Origin of the sequence: Pedobacter gandavensis (assembly GCF_032677645.1) — a bacterium.
Classification (GTDB): Bacteria; Bacteroidota; Bacteroidia; order Sphingobacteriales; family Sphingobacteriaceae; genus Pedobacter; species Pedobacter gandavensis_A.
On the sequence record NZ_JAVTSB010000014.1, the window covers coordinates 80,170 to 103,246 of the forward strand.

13 protein-coding genes are annotated in these 23,077 nt (G+C 41.9%); 10 read left to right on the forward strand and 3 right to left on the reverse strand.

Annotated features, from left to right (window positions below; genetic code table 11):
- Window positions 1–43 precede the first annotated feature (43 nt).
- Together R2Q66_RS21450 and R2Q66_RS21455 are read right to left on the reverse strand one after the other, a co-directional pair.
- Window positions 44–1,642 carry a solute:sodium symporter family transporter gene (locus tag R2Q66_RS21450; RefSeq protein WP_316753079.1) on the reverse strand — a complete coding sequence of 533 codons (1,599 nt, stop codon included), beginning with the start codon at window positions 1,640–1,642 and terminating at the stop codon, window positions 44–46.
- A gap of 10 nt (window positions 1,643–1,652) precedes the next feature.
- Window positions 1,653–2,669, reverse strand: coding sequence for a winged helix-turn-helix domain-containing protein (locus tag R2Q66_RS21455; protein ID WP_316753082.1), 1,017 nt, complete (start codon window positions 2,667–2,669; stop codon window positions 1,653–1,655).
- Between the two features lie 326 nt (window positions 2,670–2,995).
- Between R2Q66_RS21455 and R2Q66_RS21460 the strand changes: the two genes are divergently transcribed.
- The 10 genes from R2Q66_RS21460 (at window position 2,996) to R2Q66_RS21505 (ending at window position 22,054) form a co-directional block, all read left to right on the forward strand.
- Window positions 2,996–6,082: a TonB-dependent receptor gene (locus R2Q66_RS21460; RefSeq protein ID WP_316753084.1), complete on the forward strand. Its 3,087-nt coding sequence runs from the start codon at window positions 2,996–2,998 to the stop codon at window positions 6,080–6,082.
- An 18-nt stretch (window positions 6,083–6,100) separates the two neighbouring features.
- Window positions 6,101–7,753, forward strand: a complete 1,653-nt coding sequence (locus R2Q66_RS21465) for a RagB/SusD family nutrient uptake outer membrane protein (RefSeq protein WP_316753086.1) — start codon at window positions 6,101–6,103, stop codon at window positions 7,751–7,753.
- A 79-nt stretch (window positions 7,754–7,832) separates the two neighbouring features.
- Window positions 7,833–9,821 carry a hypothetical protein gene (locus tag R2Q66_RS21470; protein ID WP_316753088.1) on the forward strand — a complete coding sequence of 663 codons (1,989 nt, stop codon included), beginning with the start codon at window positions 7,833–7,835 and terminating at the stop codon, window positions 9,819–9,821.
- A gap of 4 nt (window positions 9,822–9,825) precedes the next feature.
- Window positions 9,826–11,205, forward strand: a complete 1,380-nt coding sequence (locus R2Q66_RS21475) for a trehalase family glycosidase (protein ID WP_316753091.1) — start codon at window positions 9,826–9,828, stop codon at window positions 11,203–11,205.
- A gap of 233 nt (window positions 11,206–11,438) precedes the next feature.
- On the forward strand, window positions 11,439–13,757 hold the full coding sequence (locus tag R2Q66_RS21480; protein ID WP_316753093.1) for a PSD1 and planctomycete cytochrome C domain-containing protein: 2,319 nt from the start codon (window positions 11,439–11,441) through the stop codon (window positions 13,755–13,757).
- Between the two features lie 4 nt (window positions 13,758–13,761).
- Entirely contained in the window at window positions 13,762–15,213 is a 1,452-nt protein-coding gene (locus R2Q66_RS21485) for a DUF1501 domain-containing protein (RefSeq protein ID WP_316753094.1), read from the forward strand.
- A 26-nt stretch (window positions 15,214–15,239) separates the two neighbouring features.
- Window positions 15,240–16,265 (forward strand): hypothetical protein, encoded by a 1,026-nt coding sequence (locus R2Q66_RS21490; RefSeq protein ID WP_316753096.1) that lies wholly within the window; start codon window positions 15,240–15,242, stop codon window positions 16,263–16,265.
- Window positions 16,266–16,273: 8 nt separating this feature from the next.
- The gene (locus tag R2Q66_RS21495; protein ID WP_316753098.1) at window positions 16,274–18,436 is read left to right on the forward strand and encodes a c-type cytochrome domain-containing protein; all 2,163 of its coding nucleotides are present in this window, start codon (window positions 16,274–16,276) and stop codon (window positions 18,434–18,436) included.
- A gap of 27 nt (window positions 18,437–18,463) precedes the next feature.
- A complete protein-coding gene (locus R2Q66_RS21500) occupies window positions 18,464–20,356 on the forward strand; it encodes a glycoside hydrolase family 97 protein (RefSeq protein WP_316753100.1) in 1,893 nt (630 codons plus the stop codon).
- 120 nt (window positions 20,357–20,476) lie between these two features.
- Window positions 20,477–22,054 carry a glycoside hydrolase 43 family protein gene (locus R2Q66_RS21505; protein ID WP_316753102.1) on the forward strand — a complete coding sequence of 526 codons (1,578 nt, stop codon included), beginning with the start codon at window positions 20,477–20,479 and terminating at the stop codon, window positions 22,052–22,054.
- A 33-nt stretch (window positions 22,055–22,087) separates the two neighbouring features.
- On the opposite strand, the gene R2Q66_RS21510 is transcribed toward R2Q66_RS21505, so the two are convergent.
- Window positions 22,088–22,933, reverse strand: a complete 846-nt coding sequence (locus tag R2Q66_RS21510) for an AraC family transcriptional regulator (protein WP_316753104.1) — start codon at window positions 22,931–22,933, stop codon at window positions 22,088–22,090.
- Window positions 22,934–23,077: the final 144 nt, after the last annotated feature.

Below are 23,077 nucleotides of genomic sequence, written 5' to 3' on the forward strand. Positions count from 1 at the left end.
GTTCGGAGTGTTCATATAAATTAAGCAATATTAGGGATTTTGATTAGCTGGCAATTCCGATTTTAGAAAATACCAGGAACAGCAAGACCATCAGGAGGAGGAGCAAGCCATTAACCCAGTGTCGGTTTTTCCAGGGTTTTAAATCCACCACTTGTTTGTTTTGTGCGACATAAGGGCTTTTCATTGGGACTATTTTTCCAATAAGGAGCATAATAGCCGTGGTCAATAGAAAGAGAATAGCCAGAATATGGAGGAAATGAATTCCGGTATCAAAGACAATTTGTGTAAGGATATAGCCGCTGAAACAAAATGCTAATCCTATTTTGGCGGCAATGGGCGGAACTTTTTTCGTCACAAAACCCACAAACATAATGCTGAAAATAGGAATGCTGAAAGCTGCATTCATCTTTTGCATAAAGGTGTAAAAATTACCATTGGAAAAGATGATGAGGGGTGCGATAAACATCGCCAGCAGGGAAGCATACAATTCAAATCTTCTGGAGTTTTTCAATAACTCAGGCTCCGTAACACTTTGACCTTTTCTTTCTTTATAAGGTTTGTAAAGGTTTAAGATAAACAGGGTGCTGGCGCTGTTGAGTGCAGGTGAAAAGGAAGTAATAGCTGCGCCAAAGATCACCGCGGCAATGAAACCACTCAGTATAGGAGGGGAAACGTCGCTGACAACTCTGGAGAAGGCCTCCGTTGTATTGTGCAAATTGCCATATAAATGCACAGCAATAATCCCCGGTAAAATGAAAAGTAAGGGGCCTAGTAGTTTTCCAAGGCAGGCCAGGGCAATTCCCTTCTGACTGGTTTTCAGATTTGAGGAAGCAAGGGCTTGCTGAACAATCACCTGCTCGGTCCCCCAGTAAAACAGGTTCATCAGAATCATACCGGTAAATATGGTGGAAAAGGGGACGGCATCTTTAGCACTTCCTATGGAGTTAAAATGTTCCTTTTTTGAGGATAGAACCGTATGTATGCCTTGCAGGGAATCGCCATTTCCCACATGTTTTAATCCGAAGTATGCCAGTAAAAGTGCTCCTGTAAACATGAAAATACCCAATACCAGATCCGAGATCACGATGGCTTTTAGTCCGCCCAAAATAGAATATAAACTGCCCACCAGACCAATGCACCAGACCAGTATCCAGATGCTGCTGCCATAGCTGATGTTCCATATATCTGAAAAATGAAACAAGCCATTGAGGGCCACAGCACCACTATAAAGCACGATTGGGAGTAGGTTAACGACATAGCTCACCAAAAACAGAAAGGAGACCAGTTTCTTGGTTTGGGGGTCATATCTGTTTTCCAGAAAGTCTGGTGTGGTCGACATGGCTCCCTTTAAATAGATGGGGATAATGAATTCGGAAACGATAACCATGGCAAATACCGAGCTGATTCCCCAGGCCATGATCGACATATTATTTACATAAACGGATTCCGCAGTACCTACAAATTCTGCGGCACTAATATTTGTAAAGAATAACGCGGTACCTACTGCTGTAAAAGTTAAGCTACGGTTGGCCAGAAAAAGCCCTGCCGCTGTCGTAATTTTTTGCCTTCTGGTTTTATACCATGAAATTAAGCCAACAAAAAAAGTGACAAGGATAAAGGTAGAAAAGGCAATCACATTCATCGTTGGAGAATTAAAGCGATTTTCTTCTGATAAGTACCGTTGGGATGATCTCCTGCACTTTTTCCTTTTTCAGGATTGCCTGTGCTACTCTTCTGCCCATTAAGGAGAAATCGGCAGAATAAGTAGTGATCCCACCGCCGATAATCTCTTTAACTATTTCGTCGTTATGGGAAAGTATGCCGATATCGATCCCTGGTTCTAATTTTTTGAGCTCACAATCTTTCATGATTTTCCAGATTTCAGAATTGTCCAGGGTAAAATAAACCTTTCCTTTTTCTACACTACCCGGCTCATATTCATTCAATATCCGGGTGTTAATCTGGAAGTCTTTAGTGAATCTTTTAAAAGATTTAATGATTTCTACCGGGTCAAGGGAACCCGGAACATGGAAAAAGATCAGTTCATCAAATGTTTTTATGGTTTCTGCAAGTTCAGAAAGTACCTGGTAAGTGGATTGCTCAAATTCCTGACTCACATAATTAAAGTCGCCTTTCATCGGTTCGTATCGGTCAAACATGATGAATTTATTGATGGGTAAGAGTTCTAAAAGGTGTTTTGTTTTAGGATGTGGGATTGGAGAAACGACGTAAACCCCATATTTGCCTTTAATCATGTGGAGCATGGTTTCAAACATGGTAATATTACCATGATGGAAAAATACGTCGATGTGTACGTTTGGTCCCAGTTCATTGCGCAGGTTTCTATAAAACTGCTCCTGAAAGGAATCGATGAGGTACATCAGTAAAGCCACTTTTAAAGTTTGCTCTGTATCGTCATTTGCTACAAAATAGCCCTGCCTGTTTTTTGATTCCACAATACCACGGCTGATGAGCTCCCTGTATCCTTTCATAATCGTTTCTCTGGCAAAGCCGAGTTCCTTGATTAGCACATTAATGGAAGGTAAAGCTTCGCCCTGAGCGATGATTCTTTCATCGATCGCATTCATGATGCCCTGAACAAACTGCTCGTGTTTGGAGTAGGAAGGGATGGATTCTAGTTCCTGTATCTTTTCAAAAATGGTGATCATACTTGGTAGGGTTGGTCTGCACTAGTCTATAAACATAGATTCTGCCATACAGCTTTTTTACAAGGTAATAAAATTCAGCTAATCATGAAATTGAAAAATAATTTCAAATAAAACTAATATGGGGTATGCCTGATTAATTGGCCTTTAAAAGGTTATTTGGCCAATAATATTTAATTAGTGCCCGCTGAAAATCCCCTGGATTTTCTGTGATCGGCAAATTAATTTTGCAATTACAAATAAACTTCGTTTATATTTAGGTGATAATAGAACAGTGTAGACTAGACTAGTTACTTCGCTGTCCTGTTATCAACCTAACCTAACCAAATATGAACTTGAAACTTACCATTTCTACTTTGGGCTATCCCGATTTTTTCGGGAAAAAGCTCCTCCTGTTACTCCTCTGTTTTGTTTTTTACTCATCGGTATTTGCCCGGCAACAACTGGTTACCGGAAGGGTAACGGAAAATGGGCAGGGATTACCAAATGCAAGTGTTCGCGTAAAAGGAACACAGATAGGAGCCAAAACAGACCCTGACGGGAAATTCAAAATTAGTGTCCCTGAAAATGCCACATTGCTTTTTAGCTATATCGGATATGCGGATCAGCAAGTGCCGGTAAATGGCAGGAAGCATATAGAAGTGCAAATGGTTGAAGATGCTGGATCTGGTTTAAATGAGATTGTGGTAGTGGGCTATGGGACGAAAAAGAAAGCAAACCTAACCGGTGCGGTTTCTACCATTAGTGGTACTGAACTGGCAAAATCTCCATCAACCAACCTGACCAATTCTATCGCAGGTCAGGTTCCCGGACTAATTGTAAATACAAGAAGTGGGGAGCCTGGGAATGACAATGCCGATGTATTTGTCCGCGGAAAAAGCACACTGGGTAATTCAGGTGCTTTAGTCGTGATTGATGGGATTCCTGATCGTGCAGGTGGCTTTGCCAGATTAAACCCGGCCGACATTGAATCCTTCACCGTAATTAAAGATGCAAGTGCGGCGATTTATGGCGCAAGATCTGCCAATGGTGTGATTTTAATTACCACAAAAAGAGGCAAGACAGGGCAACCGGTATTGTCTTTTGGTACAAACTGGGCAACAACTGAGCCTACCCGTGTTCCTAAAATGTTAAACTCTTATCAATTTGCACAGGCAACTAATGAATATGATGCTCTGGTTGGCCAACAGCTGACCTGGAAAGCAGAAGACCTGGAGAAATTCCGCGATGGATCAGATCCTTTAGGTCATCCGAACAGCAACTGGTGGGATGCAATTATGAAAAAACGCGCCTTACAGCAAAATCATATCATGTCGCTAAGTGGTGGGACCGATAAAGTGAGTTATTTCCTATCGGGTCAACATCAGAAACAAGATGGAATTTATAAGGGTAATGCCGCTTATTACCAACAAGATCAGGCAAGAGCAAATATCGATGTGAACGTGACAGATAATTTTAAGATCGGTGTGGATGTGGCTTACCGTAATGAATTGCGTAATGCTGCAAAACGTGGTTATGATGCTCCGGGTATTTTCAGAGAACTATGGCTGGCCTATCCTTTTTTGACCCCAACTTATCCTAATGGATTGGTGGGTGTAGGGATTGGTGGTAATCCGGATAACAGCATGGTGTACATCACTTCAGGTGAGGCAGGATATCAGCGTTTTACAACAGATTACCTGCAAACTAAGGCTTCTTTTAGCTGGAAACTGGATAAACTGGCCAAAGGATTGTTTGTTGACGGTTATTATGCGTTCGATAAAACGAATACTAAAACTAAGTCTTTTACAAAAACACCACCACCAGCTTATAGGTATGATCCGGTTAGCAAAGATTATGTGGCGGTTACTTCCGCTATTGCGCCTTCCTTATTTGAACAAAGAGGAGGAATTAATGAGGGATTACTCAACCTAAAACTGGGCTACTCAAAAGCGATTGGCGACCATGCTTTTGATGCTTTCGTGGCCTTCGAAAAATTCAATGGAAGCACTGATATTATCAATGCTTCGAGATCAAATTTTCTGAGCAATAGTCTGGATCAGCTGTTTGCAGGAAGCCCTGTCGGACAGCAAAATAATTCCAGTGCTGCAAAAGCTGCCCGTATCAATTACATCAGTCGTTTATCTTACAATTATAAAAGTAAATACCTGGTAGATTATACCATGCGTTATGATGGTTCACAAAACTTTCCTGAAGGAAAACGTTATGGTTTCTTTCCAGGCGTTTCTGCCGGATGGCGTATCTCACAGGAGGATTTCTTTAAATCAGAGGTCGTAAATGAATTGAAGTTAAGAGCTTCATGGGGTAGAACAGGTAATGATATTGTCAACGCATTTAATTACCTGCAAACTTATCTATTGGGCACGGGTTATGGCTATTCTTTAGGTCCGGATGCCTCGCAACTACCTTCCTTAATATTAGGTCCAACTCCTAATCCTAATATCACCTGGGAATTGGCCACCACTACCGATATTGGACTGGAATCTCAATTCTTTAAAGGGAAACTGGGTGTTAATATTGATCTTTTCAGGTCTATGCGTTCTAATATTCTGATCACCAGAAGCGAATCTGTTCCGGGGTATACTGGTCTGACGCTGCCAAATGAAAACTTAGGGAAAGTGTTAAACAGGGGGATTGAAATGGAAGTTACCCACCGCAATACCATCGGTGATTCTTTCTCTTATAATGTTAGAGGTAATATGACTTTTGCCAGAAATAAAGTGATTTTTATGGATGAGGCACCAAATATTCCTTCTTATCAGCGTAAAACAAATATCCCTGTGGATTCCTGGTTCCTGTATAAATCAAATGGTATTTATCAAAATCAACAGGAAATCGACAATAGTCCGCATCCGGCAAATACAGCTCCCGGCGATATCAGGTATGTGGATGTAAATCAGGATGGCTTTATCACTGACCTTGATAAGGTAAGAATGCCCTTGGTACGTACGCCGGAACTGATGTTCGGATTGGCTTTAGGTGCTTCATGGAAAAACATTGATTGCTCCGTTTTCTTTCAGGGACAGGCAAGAGCACAATCTTATCTGGCTCCTGCAGGCTTAAATATGGTGACAGAGTTTTTTGAAAAAAGATGGCAGAATCCTGGAGACAATACATACCCAAGGAATTTTAACGGACCAACAGGCAGAACATTCGGTGTAAATACCCTGGAATCTGACTTATGGTTGAGAGATGCCTCTTTTGTAAGATTGAAAAATGTGGAGTTTGGCTATAGCCTCTCAAAATCAATAACAGAGAAAATAAAGATTCAAAATGCAAGGTTCTATGTGAGTGGATCCAACCTGTTTTCAATTGATAAATTCGGCCCTTCTTTCGATCCGGAAATATCCAATGGCTCAGGACAGTACTATCCGCAACAACGCGTGATCAATATTGGCGCAAACATCACCTTTTAATCATTTATCAAGCATATCATGAAATTGAACATAAATAATTTTAAAATGAATGGCGCTGCTTTGCTCGTTTGTACAGCATTGTTATTTGGAGGTTGTAAAAAGGCATTAGACCTGCAACCCCTAAACGCTTATACGGAAAAGGATGTATGGACAGATCCTAAACTGGCTCAGGTTTTTGTAAACAGTATTTACGACCAGACCGTGCTGGCTTATCCTGATGGTGGTTTTGGTTGGGGAGCGCAAACAGATGAATTGTATGGGAACTTTAACTGGAAAAATGAAAATATTTACGTTCGTGGAGAGGCTACCCCGGATAACCAGACCTCAGGTTCCTTAAACCATTGGAATAAAATGTACGGTTCTATCCGTTACAGTAATATTTTCTTTGACAAAATTGAGAACATTAGCGGTGCAGATAAAGTGGTAAGTACCATGAAAGGCGAGACACATTTTTTAAGAGCACTGGCTTATTTCGAACTCCTGAAAAGATTTGGCGGTGTACCCTTAATCACCAAAGTTTATGATGTGAATGACCGGACGTTCAGTGAGAAAAGAGCCAGCTGGACAGAAACTAAAGACTTTATATTGAGCGATATCGCAGCAGCGATAAAACTATTGCCAGCAGTGTATACCAGTAATAATGATAAAGGTCGTGCAACAACAGGAGCGGCAATGGCTTTAAAATCAAGACTGTTGCTGTATGCTGCAAGTCCTTATTTCAATAAAACCAACGACCGGAAATTGTGGGAAGAAGCGAAACTGGCGGCTAAAGCCCTGATTGATTTCACTGGAACTAAATATACTTTGTATGGTAATGCCGCAAATGGTACTTACAATAAAACCTTCCTGGATTTCTTTAATTCAGAAATCATTTTTTCGAGAGTGTATAGCGGCTTAGTAATGGCTGATCAATACAATACGGTGAGCAGAGATTTAAGTCCGAATGGCTATAATGGCTACAGCTCTTATAATGTGCTACAGCAAATGGTGGATGATTTTGAAATGGCTGATGGGACCAAATTCAGCTGGAGTAATCCGGATCAGGCTAAAAATCCTTACTTAAACAGAGAGCCTAGATTTTATGCGAGCATATTGGCCAATAATCAAATGTTTAAAAACAGATTAACTGGTTTTTACGAAGGTGGAGACGATTCTCCACAAAGCCCTTTTTCGCCATGGAATGCCTCTAAAACCAGATACTGCGTGAAGAAAATGGTGAATGAAGCACACGATTGGAACGTTCAGGAATATGATGCTACCCAATGGGCAGTTTTCAGGTTGTCAGAAATTTACCTGAACTATGCCGAAGCTTGTGCTGAATTAGGTGAGGATGGAGAAGCACTTATTTACCTGAACAAAATCAGAACTGAAAAAGCAGGTTTGGCTGAGGTGAATGCAACCGGACTGATCGAAAAAATCAGACATGAGCGTAGGATTGAGCTTTGCTTTGAAGGACACCGTTATTTTGACATCAGAAGATGGGGCATTGCCGAAATCGGTTCTGAAGATGCCAAAGGGGTTGTCATTAAAAAACAAAGCAACGGTGCATTTACTTATGAGTTGATGACCGTTCAGGAGCGTACCTGGGTTCCTTCGTTTTATTATTACCCAATTCCAAGGACGGAAATACAGAAAAATCCTTCCCTGATCCAAAACCCGAATTACAATTAAATACCAGCCAGCCCTCCTGCTAAAAGGAGGGCTGGCTGATTTCCCTTTTATTAATTATCCGTTTTAATATCTTATTTTTATGAAATTTAACCCAATTAAGCGACTATTGTTTTTGCTGCCCCTACTGTACAGTTTTGTTGATGTAAATGCCCAGGATCTACGCTGGAATTTAGTGAAAAATGGAGGTATAGAATGGATCGTGAAAAAAGGAGCTGCACATACCGATCAGATAGAAATGAGCGGAAAACAGATCTCTGCAATTCTTACTTATGGGGTAAATGACAAAGGTAGTTTAATCTTAAAAAGGAAGCTTGTTTTTCCGATGCTAAGGACCATCCCTAATGATACAAGGGGAAGTCTGATCAGAGATTTTGACCAGCCCATTCCGGCAATTTCTATTGATGGGCAGGCTTTAAATGAGCAGCCTGCTGCTTTTGCTTTCAACGGATCAATTCAGGTGAGGTCGGTTTTCGGAGGAGTAAGCATCCTTCGTGAGCTTTTTCCATCGGTAAATAAACCTGCATTTATTGAACAGGGTACTTTTAAAAATACGAATTCGAAGGCCGTGGAAATTACCATTCCTGAATTTGAACATACAGACAGTACCAAACTAAATAAAGGGGTTTACGGGGTTTATGTGTTAAATACCAGGGTTTATGGCGCAGGTAAATTCAGCTTAAAACCAGGTGAAACCCTGGTGTATGCTGTGGTTTACAGCGCAAGAAAACTGGCCGATCAGCCTTATGAGTTTTCTTCAGAATATGAACTGATTAAACGTGAAAACCTCATCGAAGATATTACCAGTAAACTGGTGTTAAAAACTCCGGATGCTAACCTCAACCAAATGTTCTCCTTTGCAAAAATAAGGGCTTCGGAAAGTATTTTTGATACCAAAGGCGGCTTGTTACATAGTCCGGGAGGGGGGGATTATTATGCCGGAATCTGGGCAAATGATCAGGCAGAATATATGAATCCACTATTCCCTTTTCTAGGCAATCCCGAAGGAAATCAAAGTGCAATCAATAGCTTTCGCATGTTTGCGAAATATATGAATGCAGCTTATAAGCCCATTCCAAGTTCGATCATTGCAGAGGGCGCAGGAATGTGGAATGGAGCCGGCGACCGTGGCGATATGGCCATGATTGCTTATGGCGCATCTAGATTTGCATTGGCTTATGGAGATACCGTGGAAGCCCGTAAGTTATGGCCTTTAATCGAATGGTGTCTGGAGTTTTCCAGAAGAAAGAAAAGTAAAGATGGGGTCGTTGCTTCAGATTCAGATGAGCTGGAAGGACGATTCCCTGCCGGAAAAATCAACCTTTCCACCAATACGCTTGCCTATGGTGCATTGATTAGTTCTGCTGATCTTGCCGCTTCATTAGGGGATAAAGCGACTGCTGAAAAGCTGGCCGCAGAAGCTGCAGACCTAAGAATAGCCATTGAAAAGTATTTCGGAGCTAAGGTACAGGGCTTTGATACCTATCGCTATTACGATGGCAATGATAAATTGAGGTCATGGATTGGCATGCCTTTAGTAATGGGCATGTACGAAAGAAAGGAACAAACTGCAAAAGCATTAATGTCTGGTCATTTGTGGACTAAGGACGGCATGCTTACGGAGTCTGGTTCAAAGGTATTCTGGGATCGCTCGCTTTTATACGCGGTTCGTGGATTATTTAATGCAGGAATTACCGATACGACCCTAAAATACCTGAAATATTATACGGATAAACGCTTGCTTGGTGAGCATGTTCCTTATGCGGTAGAAGCCTGGCCGGAAGGAAATCAACGCCATCTATCGGCAGAAAGTGGCTTGTATTGCAGGGCGATCACAGAAGGTCTGTTTGGCATCCAACCTAAAAGCTTTAACTCCTTTTTATTACAACCAAATTTACCAGCAGATTGGAAGGAAATGTCGCTTCAACACATTGGTGCTTTTAATCAGGATTTTGATATTATGGTAGTCAGAGCCGGCAAAAACCTGAAAATCATCATCACGCAAGCTGGTGCTAAAAAACAAGAAATTAACTGGAATGGCCAAAAGGCTATAAAAATAACCCTAAATTAAACACATGAAAAGAACATTTTTTCTATACTTATTGATTTGCGCCTGTTTTGGTGCCTTTGCCCAGGATCCCGGGGTAACTTTCAAATCATCAGATCCGGCATTGGAAACAGCCTTTGTCAGGGCAAAAGAAATGGCTTTAAGCTATAAAGGTAAAACCAGTGATCCGGTAGGCCCATGGTATGAATCTGCATTGCCGCCACGCTCCGCATTTTGTATGCGTGATGTGGCCCATCAAACGATCGGAGGCGAGGTTTTAGGATTGCATAAAGAGAACAAAAATATGCTTAGAATTTTTGTCAAAGGGATCTCTGCTTCCAAAGATTGGTGTTCTTTTTGGGAAATGAATCATTTGGGGAAACCAGCTGTAGAAGATTACAGAAATGACGAAGCTTTTTGGTATAACCTGAATGCAAACTTTGATGTGATCACAGCAAGTTGGAAACTGTATTTGTGGACTGGTGATGAGGAATATATTAAAGGTGCTGATTTTGTGAATTTCCAGGAGAAATCGGTTAATGAATTTATTGACAGCTGGGTATTGCAGGCAGATTCGCTGTTAAGCAGACCAACTCATCCAAATGCACCGGTACCATTTAATGTGAAAGATAATTTCCATAGGTGTCGCGGTTTACCTTCTTATTCAGAAGGCGTTCCCAATATTAAGATGGGGGTGGATTTAGTGGCTGCACTCTATAGCGGACTGAATTCTTATGCGAATATTCTGGATGTAAAAGGACAGACTAAAAAAGCAAAATTATACAGGGAAAAAGCTGCGGCTTACCAAAAAAACATTGATACTTATTGGTGGAATGAGGCCGGTTCCCGTTACAATACTTTCTATTCTGATAGCCATAAATTTGGCCTGGATGAAGGAGAAACCTTTTTATTGTGGTTCGATGCCTTGAAAGAAGGAGAAAGAAAAGAGAAAACAATACAACATTTACTAAACAACAAATGGAATGTTGAAAATCTTTCCTATTTCCCTTTGATTATGTATCAAAACGGACAAGCAGAGAAGGCTTATGAATACATGTTGCATTTAACAGATCCGGGTACCAAAAGAAGGGAATATCCTGAGGTATCTTTTGGGGTAGTTAAAGGCTTTACAGAAGGATTAATGGGGATGGAAGCCGATGCAAGGATCGGTCGCATCAGTACTTTGTACCGCGGTAAAAAAGGAAGTAGTGCAACGTTGAAAGATGTGCCGGTGCTGAATACATTAGTAACCATCAAACATGATGGAAATCGTAAATCAACACTAACTAATCATGGAGCAAAGAAAATTCTATGGCAAGCTGAGTTTTTAAATGACGAAGGGGAATTGATGGTTAAAAAAGCAGTTTGGGTACTACCAAAAGCTTCCAGAGAAGTTAACCGGATTTAATCCGGATTCCAGGATGCTGGTGGCCTGTGTACAGGTCCTGAACAAAAATGCCACAAGTAGATTTTTAATCTGCCTGTGGCATTTTTTTTGATTCAATATGCTCATGAAATTCATTGGATAGTCCATCATATTTGGCTGATAATCCATTGTATACATTGAATCTTTAATATAATATTACGTTAGCTGAAGCGCACAACTTCAGCCAAACAACTGAAACCAAATATATTCCTTATATGTATCGCAGGCTATTTTATGTAATGCTCGCGTTTGTGGGTATCGTATATGCGATACAAGCCTGCAATTCGCCGGGTACACCAGGTGTTGAAGCGCAGATGCCCGATACCATCAGCTATAATTTTCATGTCCGCCCCATCTTATCAGATAAGTGCTTTGCCTGTCATGGGCCTGATGCGAATAAAAGGGAAGCGGGCCTAAGACTAGATATTGCCGAAGCCGCTTATCAGGCCTTAAAAGACAACCCTTCCGCACATGCGTTAGTCCCTTTTAAACCGAATGCATCAGAAGTTTTTCTCCGGGTTTCTACTACAGATTCCGCCTTGATCATGCCGCCTAAATCTTCTAATCTAAAACTAACTGCTCATGAAATTGCAGTGATCGAAAAATGGATTAAACAAGGGGCAAAGTACGAACGACACTGGGCTTTTAATCCGCCAAAATCACCAAAAATTCCTAAAGTTAAAACCGAAGACTGGGCAAAGAATGAGCTGGATTATTTTGTGCTGGAAAAGCTGGAACAGAACGGCGTAAAACCTAATCCGGCAGCAGATAAAGAAAGAATTTTGAAAAGGTTAAGCCTTGATCTGACGGGCTTGCCACCTGGCATTGAGCTGATGGATAAATTCCTCGCCGATGGTAGTAGTAATGCCTATGAAAAAGCCGTAGCATCCTTGTTAAATACATCTGCATATGGGGAGAAAATGGCCTTACACTGGATGGATGTTGCGCGTTATGCAGATTCTCATGGTTACCAGGATGATAACTACCGTTCTCAATGGCCTTGGAGAGATTGGGTGATTCATGCTTTTAATAAGAATATGCCTTATGATCAGTTTATTACCTGGCAATTGGCAGGAGACCTGATGCCCAATGCCACTAAAGAACAACTGTTGGCAACTGGTTTTAACCGCAACCATAAAATCACCGAAGAAGGCGGGGTAATTGATGAAGAATATCGCGTAGAATACGTAACCGACCGGACCAATGCCTTTGGCAAAGCTTTGTTGGGCGTCACTTTAGAATGTGCCCATTGCCATGACCATAAATACGATCCCTTTTCGCAAAAAGAATATTATGAGGTATTTGCTTTCTTTAATAATGTAAAAGAAGTTGGCCTGGAATCCAGTGTTGGCGGTCCGGAAACCTATGCGAAAAAACCGCTGATGGAAATCAGCAATGCGGATGTGAAAAAGATTCTTTCTTTTGTCAATAAACAAGATACCAATAAACTGATTGTTTCGGTGATGGGGGATATGGACACGCTTCGTAAAACCTATATCCTGAACAGGGGAGTTTATGATTCACATGGTACAGAAGTAGCCGCAGGAACGCCTCAATCGATATTGCCATTCGGCAAGCAATATGCTAAAAACCGGTTGGGCCTTTCTAAATGGCTATTTGATAAACAAAATCCATTAACCGCGAGGGTTTTTGTAAACCAGGTATGGCAGGAGTTTTTTGGCCGGGGGCTGGTTAAAACTTCAGGGGATTTCGGGATGCAGGGGGAACTTCCTTCTCATCCTGAATTGCTGGACTGGCTGGCCGTAGATTTCGTAAACCATGGCTGGAACATCAAACGCCTGGTACAACAAATTGTCAGCTCGGCTACCTACCGGCAGTCGGCAGTGCTTTCCGCAGAGAAATTAAAGACTGATCCTGATAATATTTTACTCTCCAGAAGTTCCCGACACCGGATTCCTGCGGAATCGGTTAGAGATGTAGTATTGGCCAGTAGTGGACTCCTGGTGAAAACCATTGGCGGACCGAGTGTAAAACCTTATCAACCGGACGGACTTTGGGAAGCCGCAACCTCCGGTCGCGGAATTCTGGCCAGATACATCCAGGATCATGGCAATAGTTTATACCGCAGGGGCATGTATACGTTCATCAAACGTACCGTACCACCGCCTACCATGAGCATTTTTGATGCGAGCAACAGAGATCAATGTGAAGTATTACGCTTAAATACCAATACGCCTTTACAGGCATTGGTGATGATGAATGACCCTACCGTTTTAGAAGCCTCAAGGGTATTGGCCGCAAAGTTAATTCAGGAGAAAACCGATGTGCCCGCTAAACTGGTGAAGGCTTTCCGTCTGATTGTCTGCCGGAATCCCAATGAAAAGGAAATTAAAGTCTTGACCGCTTATTATGCGGATCAGCAAAAGATATTTCAGCAAAAATCACATGCAGAAAAGGTGCTGGCCGTTGGGGAGTATCCAATTCCTGCGCAAATCAATAAAACCAACCTTGCCGCAATGATGCAGGTGATGACCACCATTTATAATTTAGAAGAAACCATTACAAAAACCTAGAGATATGGAAAAGAACTTTTTAGAACATGGGCTTAATTTCAACAGGCGCCGTTTTTTATCCAGACTAAGTTTAGGACTTGGTAGTGTCGCTTTAGGTTCATTACTGATCCCTGATCTGTTTACCGGGGAGATGAATGAAGGAGGTCTTCCTCCCGGAATTCCTGATTTCGCACCAAAAGCGAAAAGAGTGATTTACCTTTTCCAGAATGGTGCACCTTCACAATTGGAATCTTTTGATTACAAGCCAAAACTCAGGGAAATGATGGGGCAGGAATTGCCTGCTTCTATTCGCTCAGGGCAACGCCTAACGGGGATGACTGCCAATCAGGCTTCCTTTCCTTTGGTGGGTTCTTATTTTGACTTTAAACAGTATGGCGATTCCAGAGCATGGATCAGTGACCTCTTTCCGTATACCGCAAAGGTGGTAGATGATATTTGTATCATTAAATCGATGCATACCGAGGCGATTAACCATGATCCGGCATTAACCTTTTTCCAAACCGGTGCGCAACAGGGCAACAGGCCTAGTATGGGCGCATGGCTGAGTTATGGATTGGGGAGCGAAAATAAAAACCTTCCTGCTTTTACCGTTTTACTTTCCAGAGGGAAAGGAAATGGACAAGGTGTGTATTCTAAATTATGGACCAATGGCTTCCTGGATTCTACCCACCAGGGTGTACAATTTAGCAGCGGAGAAGATCCGGTGTTATACCTCAAAGATCCGGCAGGACTGAACAGATTTGAAAGAAGAAAAATGCTGGATCATCTGGCCGAACTAAACGAGATTTCTTATCAGGAATTTGGCGATCCGGAGATCAGTGCAAAAGTACAGCAATATGAAATGGCCTACAGAATGCAAACTGCGGTGCCGGAAACGACAGACCTTAGCAAAGAGCCAGATGATATTATTAAGCTTTATGGCCCGGATTGCCTGGTGCCCGGAACCTTCGCTGCAAACTGTTTGCTGGCCAGAAAATTAAGTGAAGATGGGGTGCGTTTTGTGCAACTGTATCATCAGGGTTGGGACCAACATGGAAACCTGCCTACGGAAATGGCCGGACAAGCGAAGGATGTGGATCAGGCTTCTGCGGCTTTGATCACGGATTTGAAACAAAGAGGATTACTGGATGAAACACTGGTGATCTGGGGCGGTGAATTCGGGCGGACTAATTATAGTCAGGGAGCCATGACGAAAGACAATTATGGCCGCGACCATCATCCGCGTTGCTTCAGCATCTGGATGGCCGGAGGTGGCGTAAAACCTGGAATTGTTTATGGAGAATCGGATGAGTTTGGCTATAACGTAATTGAGAACCCGGTACATGTCCATGATTTTCAGGCTACGGTGCTCCATCAACTCGGACTCAATCATGAAAAATTAACCTTTAAACACCTCGGTCGCCGCTACAGGCTAACGGATGTTGCGGGGAAGGTGATCAATGACATCTTAATCTAAAAATTCATACGAAATTTATAATATTGATGGAAAGAAGAACATTCTTAAAACATACGACGATAATTTCAGCGAGCTTCTTCATTGCAAAAGATTTGTATGCAAAGCCAACAGGAGCTGTTTATGGACATAACGAAATGCGTTATCGCCTGGATGCCAAATGGGGACAATTAAACCCTTTGAAAAATCCGGTAAATGATTGCCATGAAATGGTTCAGGATGGAAAAGGAAGGATTATTCTCCTGACTAATGAAACTAAAAACAACATCTTAGTCTATAATAAATCCGGGAAGTTACTGGATTCCTGGGGGCATGAATTTCCGGGGGCACACGGACTTACCCTGGCCAAAGAAAATGGTAAAGAATATCTTTTTATCACAGATACCGACAGACACCAGGTGTATAAAACAACCATGGACGGAAAGATCCTGATGACGATCGATTGTCCGATGGAAACCGGTCTGTATAAAAAGAAAGAGGAGTTTGTGCCTACCGAAACGGCAGTAGCTGATAACGGTGATTTCTTTATCGCCGATGGTTATGGTTTACAGTATGTTTTTCATTACAGTGCGGATGGTAAACTGCTGAGTTATTTTGGTGGAAGAGGGCCGGAAAGTAAACACCTGGATAATGCCCATGGCGTTTGTATTGACCATCGTTATGGTACACCTTCTTTGCTGGTGACCGACCGGACGCGGAATTGTTTTAAACGTTTTGACATGCAGGGTAATCTAAAAGAAATCATCCCGCTTCCAGGGGCTTGTGTTTGCAGGCCGGTGATCAAGAATGATTACCTCTATGCCGCAGTGTTGCGATCTCCGGATTTGAATCATGAGGGCAGTGGCTTTACCACTATTCTAAACAAAGACAATCAGGTCGTTTCCAATATCGGAGGCAAGGCGCCGGTGTATAAAGATGGCGTATTACAGCCCATGAGTCAGGGGGAAAAGATTTTATTGAATCCTCATGATGTATGTGTAGATGATGATGAGAATTTGTATGTCGCCCAATGGGCTTCCGGGAAAGTCTATCCCTATAAATTTACCAGGATATAGTTTGATTTATGAGCATAACTTTTAAAGGGTTTGCAGCGAATGCGTTGTTTGCAGCTAATGTTTTTATTCTCTTTTTACTCGCTTTCAGCGATCAATTGACTATTCCGCTATGGCTACAGCCCTTGGGCAGGATGCATCCGATGATCCTGCATTTCCCAATTGTACTCCTGATGCTGGCCATGTTAATGGAGTTTTTTCGCTTTAAAGAGGCGTATGTTAAAGAGCCATTATACCAGAGTTTTACAACGGGTTTACTGCTTTCCGGCGCGCTTTTTTCTGCAATAACGGTAATCATGGGTTTGCTGTTGTCTAAAGAAGCCAGCTACTCCGGAACCTTGCTGGATTGGCATAAATGGACCGGTGTAGGTGTCGTTTTTATGGCTTCTATCATCTATTGGTCCAGAAATGCGGCCTGGTATAAACTAAGTACAGCTAGAATAGGGGCAGTTGTTACCGTGTTTTGCCTGATTTTTGCCGGTCATTATGGCGCTTCATTAACACATGGTGATAACTTTGTGATGGAACCGGTAACGGTTAAAAAAGAATTGCCTAAAGTGCCTTTGGCGCAAGCTAAAATATTTGAAGATGTGATCCTGCCTGTTTTTTCTCAGAAATGTCTGAGCTGTCATAATCTGGAAAAGGCAAAAGGAAGTTTGATCATGGAAAATGCCGCCTCGATATTTAAAGGAGGTAAAAGCGGGAAGTTATTAGTACCGGGTAAGCCGGAAATCAGCTTGCTACTCGAAAGAATCCACCTGCCAATGGATGATAAAAAACACATGCCTCCAAAAGGGAAAGAGCAGTTGAATGAGGCGGAGGTTGCGGTGATCAGGTTGTGGATTAAAGGCAATGCCTTAAGGAATAAAAAGGTGCTTGATTTGCCTGCTCAGGATTCTTTAAGGATTCTGGCGACTAGCTTTCTGGCTCCTGCTGAAAGTACGGAACCAAAGTATGATTTTGCTGCTGCGGATGAAAAAACAATTAAAAATCTGAATAATAATTACCGGATTGTATACACACTCGCAAAGGAATCTCCGGCATTGGCCGTCAATATTTATAATAAAAGCGTGTATAAGCCCGAGGCATTGAAAGAACTGGAGCCACTTAAAAAACAAATCGTTTCTCTGGATTTGAAAGGCCTGCCAGTTGCGGATAGCGAACTGAAAACCATTGCCGGATTTGAAAACCTGAATACCCTAAACCTTAATTTCACCAGGGTTACCGGAGCAGGTTTGAAAGAACTACAATCGATGAAGAATTTAAACAGCCTTTCCTTATCAGGCACTAAGCTGACTTATCAATCGGTAAAGCCTATGATGGCCATGAAGAGTCTGAAAAAACTGACGTTATGGAATACCGGACTCAGTGGGGAGGAGCTACAGCAATTGCAGAAAGCAAATCAGCATATTACGGTGATTGCAGGTTTTAAAGACGATGGCACACATCCGATCCGCTTAAATCAGCCCCGGATAGTGAATGAAGTAGCTGTTTTTAAAAACTCCTTAGCTTTAAAACTAAAGCATCCGATTAATGGCGTTCAAATCCGCTATACTATGGATGGCTCGGAGCCAGATAGCTTGAAATCCAGTTTGTTTGATCAGCAGATTCTCCTGAAAGAAAGCAGCACCATCAAGGCAAAAGCATATAAAACCGGCTGGTATGGAAGTGAAACCATTACGGCTAATCTCTACAAAAGCAGTTATCAACCAGATAGCATTTTCTTCCTGATGCAACCAGATGATAAATATAAGTCCGGTGGGGCAAAAATCCTTGCCGATCAGCAGTTTGGAAATTTTGAATATGGTTCTGGTAAATGGATCGGTGTCAGACAGAATAATTTAGAGGCTTTATTATCTTTTAAGCAGCCTGCCATGATACAATCTGTGATTTTAAATGTGATGCGGTTGATTCCATCTTATGTTTTTCCTCCGGAATCGGTAGAGATCTGGGGCGGCTCAGATAAAAACAAACTCCGCCTGTTAAGTACCGTAAAGCCCGCGCCAAGCCTTAAAAACGAAGAACGGGCCTTGATCAAAGTGGAGGGGAAGTTTAAAGCACAGAATGTTTCTTACCTGAAAATTGTAGTCAGGAACCTGAAAAAACTTCCGGATTGGCATGAGGGAAAAGGACAGCCGGCATGGGTGTTTATCGATGAGATTCTTCTGAATTAACCTTTGTAAATAAGCTTATTTTAAAAAATGAACAAGATATTTTTAGTGCTGTTTTTAATCAGCAATGCAATAATCCTCCAGGCAAAAGAAATCAAAATACTGAGCCCTGATAAAAAAACAGAATTAACGCTTAGAACCAGCCTAAACCATTCCACTGGCTTAAGTTATTCCATCTCTTATCAAGGTAGTCTAATTATTGAAAATTCGCCACTAGGACTGGAATTTGAAAATGATAAACCCTTGTCGGAAGACCTGGAGGTACTGTCCGTTAAGGAAAAAAACGTCAGAGAAAAATGGAAGCCTGTATATGGCGAAAAAGACAATTACCTGGATCATTACAAGGAAGTCACCATTCAGTTTAAAGAGCGTAAAACGCCATACCGATTGTTTTCTATCACTTCCAGATTGTACAATGAGGGTGTAGCCTTCAAATATAATATCCTTACCGACAAAGCGCTTACCATTTCCCGGGAATTGACCGGCTTTAAATTTACTAAGGATTATCCATCCTGGGTTGCAGGTAGCGCACAGTCGAAATACAGAAAAGCCAGCATAAGTAAAACAGGCAATGGAACGGAGCGTCCTTATGTGATTGAGCTGAATGCGAATCGTTTTGTGGCCCTGGGTGAAGCCGCTTTAGTGGATCATGCCCGAATGAAATTTAGCCGCGCAGCAAAAGATAGTTTGTTATTGCTTACAGTCCTCGATGGGAAAGCAAGTTATTCGTCGGACTTTTCTACGCCCTGGCGCTATGTTATGATTGCAAAATCTGCAGGGGAATTATTAGCAAACAACCATTTTATACTCAATTTAAACCAGGCCAACGCGATAAAAGATGTTTCCTGGATTAAGCCGGGTAAGGTGATTCGTGAGGTTACCTTGACCACCACCGGCGGTAAAGCCTGTATAGATTTTGCCGCCAGACATCATTTGCAGTATGTAGAATTTGATGCCGGTTGGTATGGTCATGAATATGATGATGCCGCCAGTGCATTAGCGGTAAATGTGGATCCTTCCAGATCTCCGGGGCCTTTGGCCTTACAAGAAGTGATCGCTTATGGGAAAAGTAAAGGGGTAGGGATATTACTTTATGTGAATCAGCGGGCTTTGTCAAAAGAGATAGATAGCATATTGCCATTGTTTCAATCCTGGGGAGTAAAAGGGCTGAAATATGGTTTTGTGAATGTGGGTTCTCAAAAAAACACTTCCTGGTTGCATGAAGCCGTTAGAAAAGCTGCTGATCATCAAATGATGATTGATATTCATGATGAATACCGTCCGACAGGTTATTCCAGAACTTATCCGAATTTATTAACTCAGGAAGGTATCCGTGGAGAAGAAGAAAGTCCGGATAACCAACAGGTATTGATCACCATGTTTACCAGGATGATTGCCGGTGCCGGCGATTTTACCAATTGTTATTTTGTACCCCGTGTAAACGAAATGGGGTCTCATGCTTCTCAAATGGCAAAAGCGATCTGTATTTATAGTCCATGGCAGTTTGTGTATTGGTACGACAGGCCAGCAGGTTCTCCTATAAAAAAGGGCGGTGCCGGATCAACGGCTTCCGTTATTGAGGAGATCCCGGACCTTGGTTTTTATGATGCCTTACCCACGGTTTGGCAGGATACCAAAGTGATCAATGGAAAGATTGGGGAGTATGGAACCATTGCCAGAAAAAGTGGCGATAACTGGTTTGTAGGGACTTTGACGGATCAACCTGTTAATTTTAGTTTGGCACTTAACTTCTTAGATAAAAATAAACAATACGAAGCCACGGTTTACGCGGATGATGCTTCGTTGGCTACCGCTACAAAATTGGCTATCTGGCAGATGAAAGTAGATGCGTCTACTGTTCTAAATATACAGTTGTTGGAAAAGAATGGGCAAGCCATCATCATCAGGCCGGTAACTAAATAAATCCCCTGACCATCTTTTTTTTAACAGTCAGTACCCCATGAGGCCTTTTGCCTTGTCCTTAGTTCATCAGGTCCAATTGTAACCTGATGAAAAAAACCATTACACCGAAATTAAATTTTAATGAAGAAACACTTATTACTTTTTTTATTCCTGATTGGGGGCCAGCTATTGGTTGCCCAGACAAAAAAAACAACAGTTTATACCCCCGACAATGGCAATGGGACTTTTACTAACCCCTTGATGTGGGGAGATTGGCCGGATCCGGACATCATTAGGGTAGAGGACTATTTTTATTTTATCTCCACCAGTATGCATTATGTTCCAGGTAGTCCGGTAGCCAGATCTAAAGATTTGGTCAACTGGGAAATGATCAGTTACGCGGTGCCAAAATACGAGGAAGATCCGCGTTATGATATGAAAGGGGGCAATGCCTACCTGAAAGGTTCCTGGGCAAATACGATTCGTCACAACAAGGGTACATTTTACGTCGGTTTCTGTACACCAAATATCTCCCGAACGGAACCTGGACATTTCTCTATCTGTACTGCCAAAGATGCGGCAGGTCCATGGACAAGAACTATTTTTAAAGAGTACATGTACGATCCGGGATTGTTTTTTGACGATGATGGTAAGGTATATGTGGCACATGGGCAAGAGAAATTGTTCATCACCGAATTAAATGAAGATGCCTTATCCGTGAAAACTCCTCAGAAAGAAATTTATAATAACCGCAAATTCCCTTACCTGGAAGGAGCTCATTTATATAAAGTAAATGGCCGGTATTATCTCCTGGGTTCTACCGGAGGGACAACGGGTAGACAGATTTGTTTGAGATCGGATAATATTTATGGGCCTTATGAGGCGAAGGAAGTCATCAACGACGACCATACTTATCCTGGTAATGGTTTACATCAGGGTGGCATGGTACAATTGAAAGATGGCAGCTGGTGGTTCATCATTATGCAGGATCGTGGTCCGATAGGTCGTGTACCTAACCTGGAGCCGGTTACCTGGGTAGATGGCTGGCCAATGCTGGGCGTTAATGGAAAAGGAGTGGATACTTATAAAAAACCTGATGTTGGCAAAACTTATCCAATAGTAGTTCCTGCAACATCTGACGATTTTAATACTGCGAAATTAGGTTTACAATGGCAATGGAATCATAATCCGGATGATCAAAAATGGTCTCTTAAAGAGCGTAAAGGTTATCTACGCTTAAAAGCAGGAAAAGCGGCAAAATTATCGGAAGCCAGAAATACGCTGACGCAAAGAGTGCAGGGGCCTAACTCAACTGGTACAGTCGAAATTGACGTTACCGCATTGAAGGATGGAAATGTTGCCGGTTTTGGTATTTTCCAGTTTCCTTATGCTTTTGTGGCTGTTCAGCAAAAAGCGGGTAATCGGTCTATCGTGATGGTCAATGCGGATAGCACAGTGACCACCATTCCTTTTAAAGGGAATAAAATCTGGGTTAAGGCGAGTACCACACACATCGGATACAAGGCTGTTTTTGCCTATAGTACGGATGGAAAAAAATACCAGGCTATTGGCAACACCCTGAATATGGGACTGGGCTTAGACTGGACTGCCAATCGATTTGCGCTGTTCAACTATAGTACAAAAGATCGTGGTGTTTCCGGTTATGCGGACTTTAACTGGTTTCAGTTTGATGATCGGGAAGTTCCTGGTTTGAATTAAACAAAAAATAAGGGCTGTTTGAAAAAACGGCCCTTATTTTTGATGCTGTTTTCTATACTGAGAAGGGGTGATTTTTGAGACCACTTTAAACTGTTTACTGAAGTTTGCCCAGCTGTTATATCCGCTATTGTAACAGATGTCTAAAATTGCCCGGTCGGTATCTCTTAACAGCTTACAGGCATGTCCAATTCTGATTTCTTTAATAAAATCAATATAGCTTTTTTTGATGTTCCGTTTAAAGAAGCGGCAGAATGCGGGAACAGACATATTGGTAGTTGCAGCGATCTCATTCAGGGAAATCGGACTCAGGAAATGCTTAAAGGAATAATCTATCACACTTTCAATCACGGAGTTTTCTGCTGAACTGCTGACCGTACTACTGGCCATGGTAATGACTTTTTGTTCCGGGGAATGACTGATTTTTAGCAGGCAACTTAACAACAGTTGTATCCTGTCCAGGCCTTCGGCATATTCCAGTTTTTTGATAAATGTAGCGATGTCATTTGATAAACCATTTTGCAATTGAATGCCTGTGTTTTTGTCGGCTAATAACCGCGCTATAGGCTGCATCTCTGGTAAGGATAAGAACTCTTTACCCCAGAAATCACTCAGGAAATGAATCACGACGGCACTGCCAATTGTTTTTTTATGCAGTTTTCTGAACCAATGGGGCACATTGGTATGGAGCAGAAAGATATCTCCTTGTTTATATTCTCCGATATAATCGCCGATCAGGGCAGTGCCATTCCCTGCGGTGATCAGGATCAATTCACATTCCAGATGTTTATGCCAGGCCGTTTCAAAATGAGGTGTTTTGTAGGTACGGCAAGCAAAGGAATGATGCTCTTCAACATAGATCTTTTGTATTAGTGTTTTCATTTAAGCGATTTGTGTGTTAGTCAACTGCTATTCTCACCTAAAATAAGGCTATTTAACCTAATAATTGATCAGATAGCATATTTTTTTAATTAAATAACAGTTGAATGGACAGGGGCTAATGATGTAGATTTAAAGCTAGAGCTA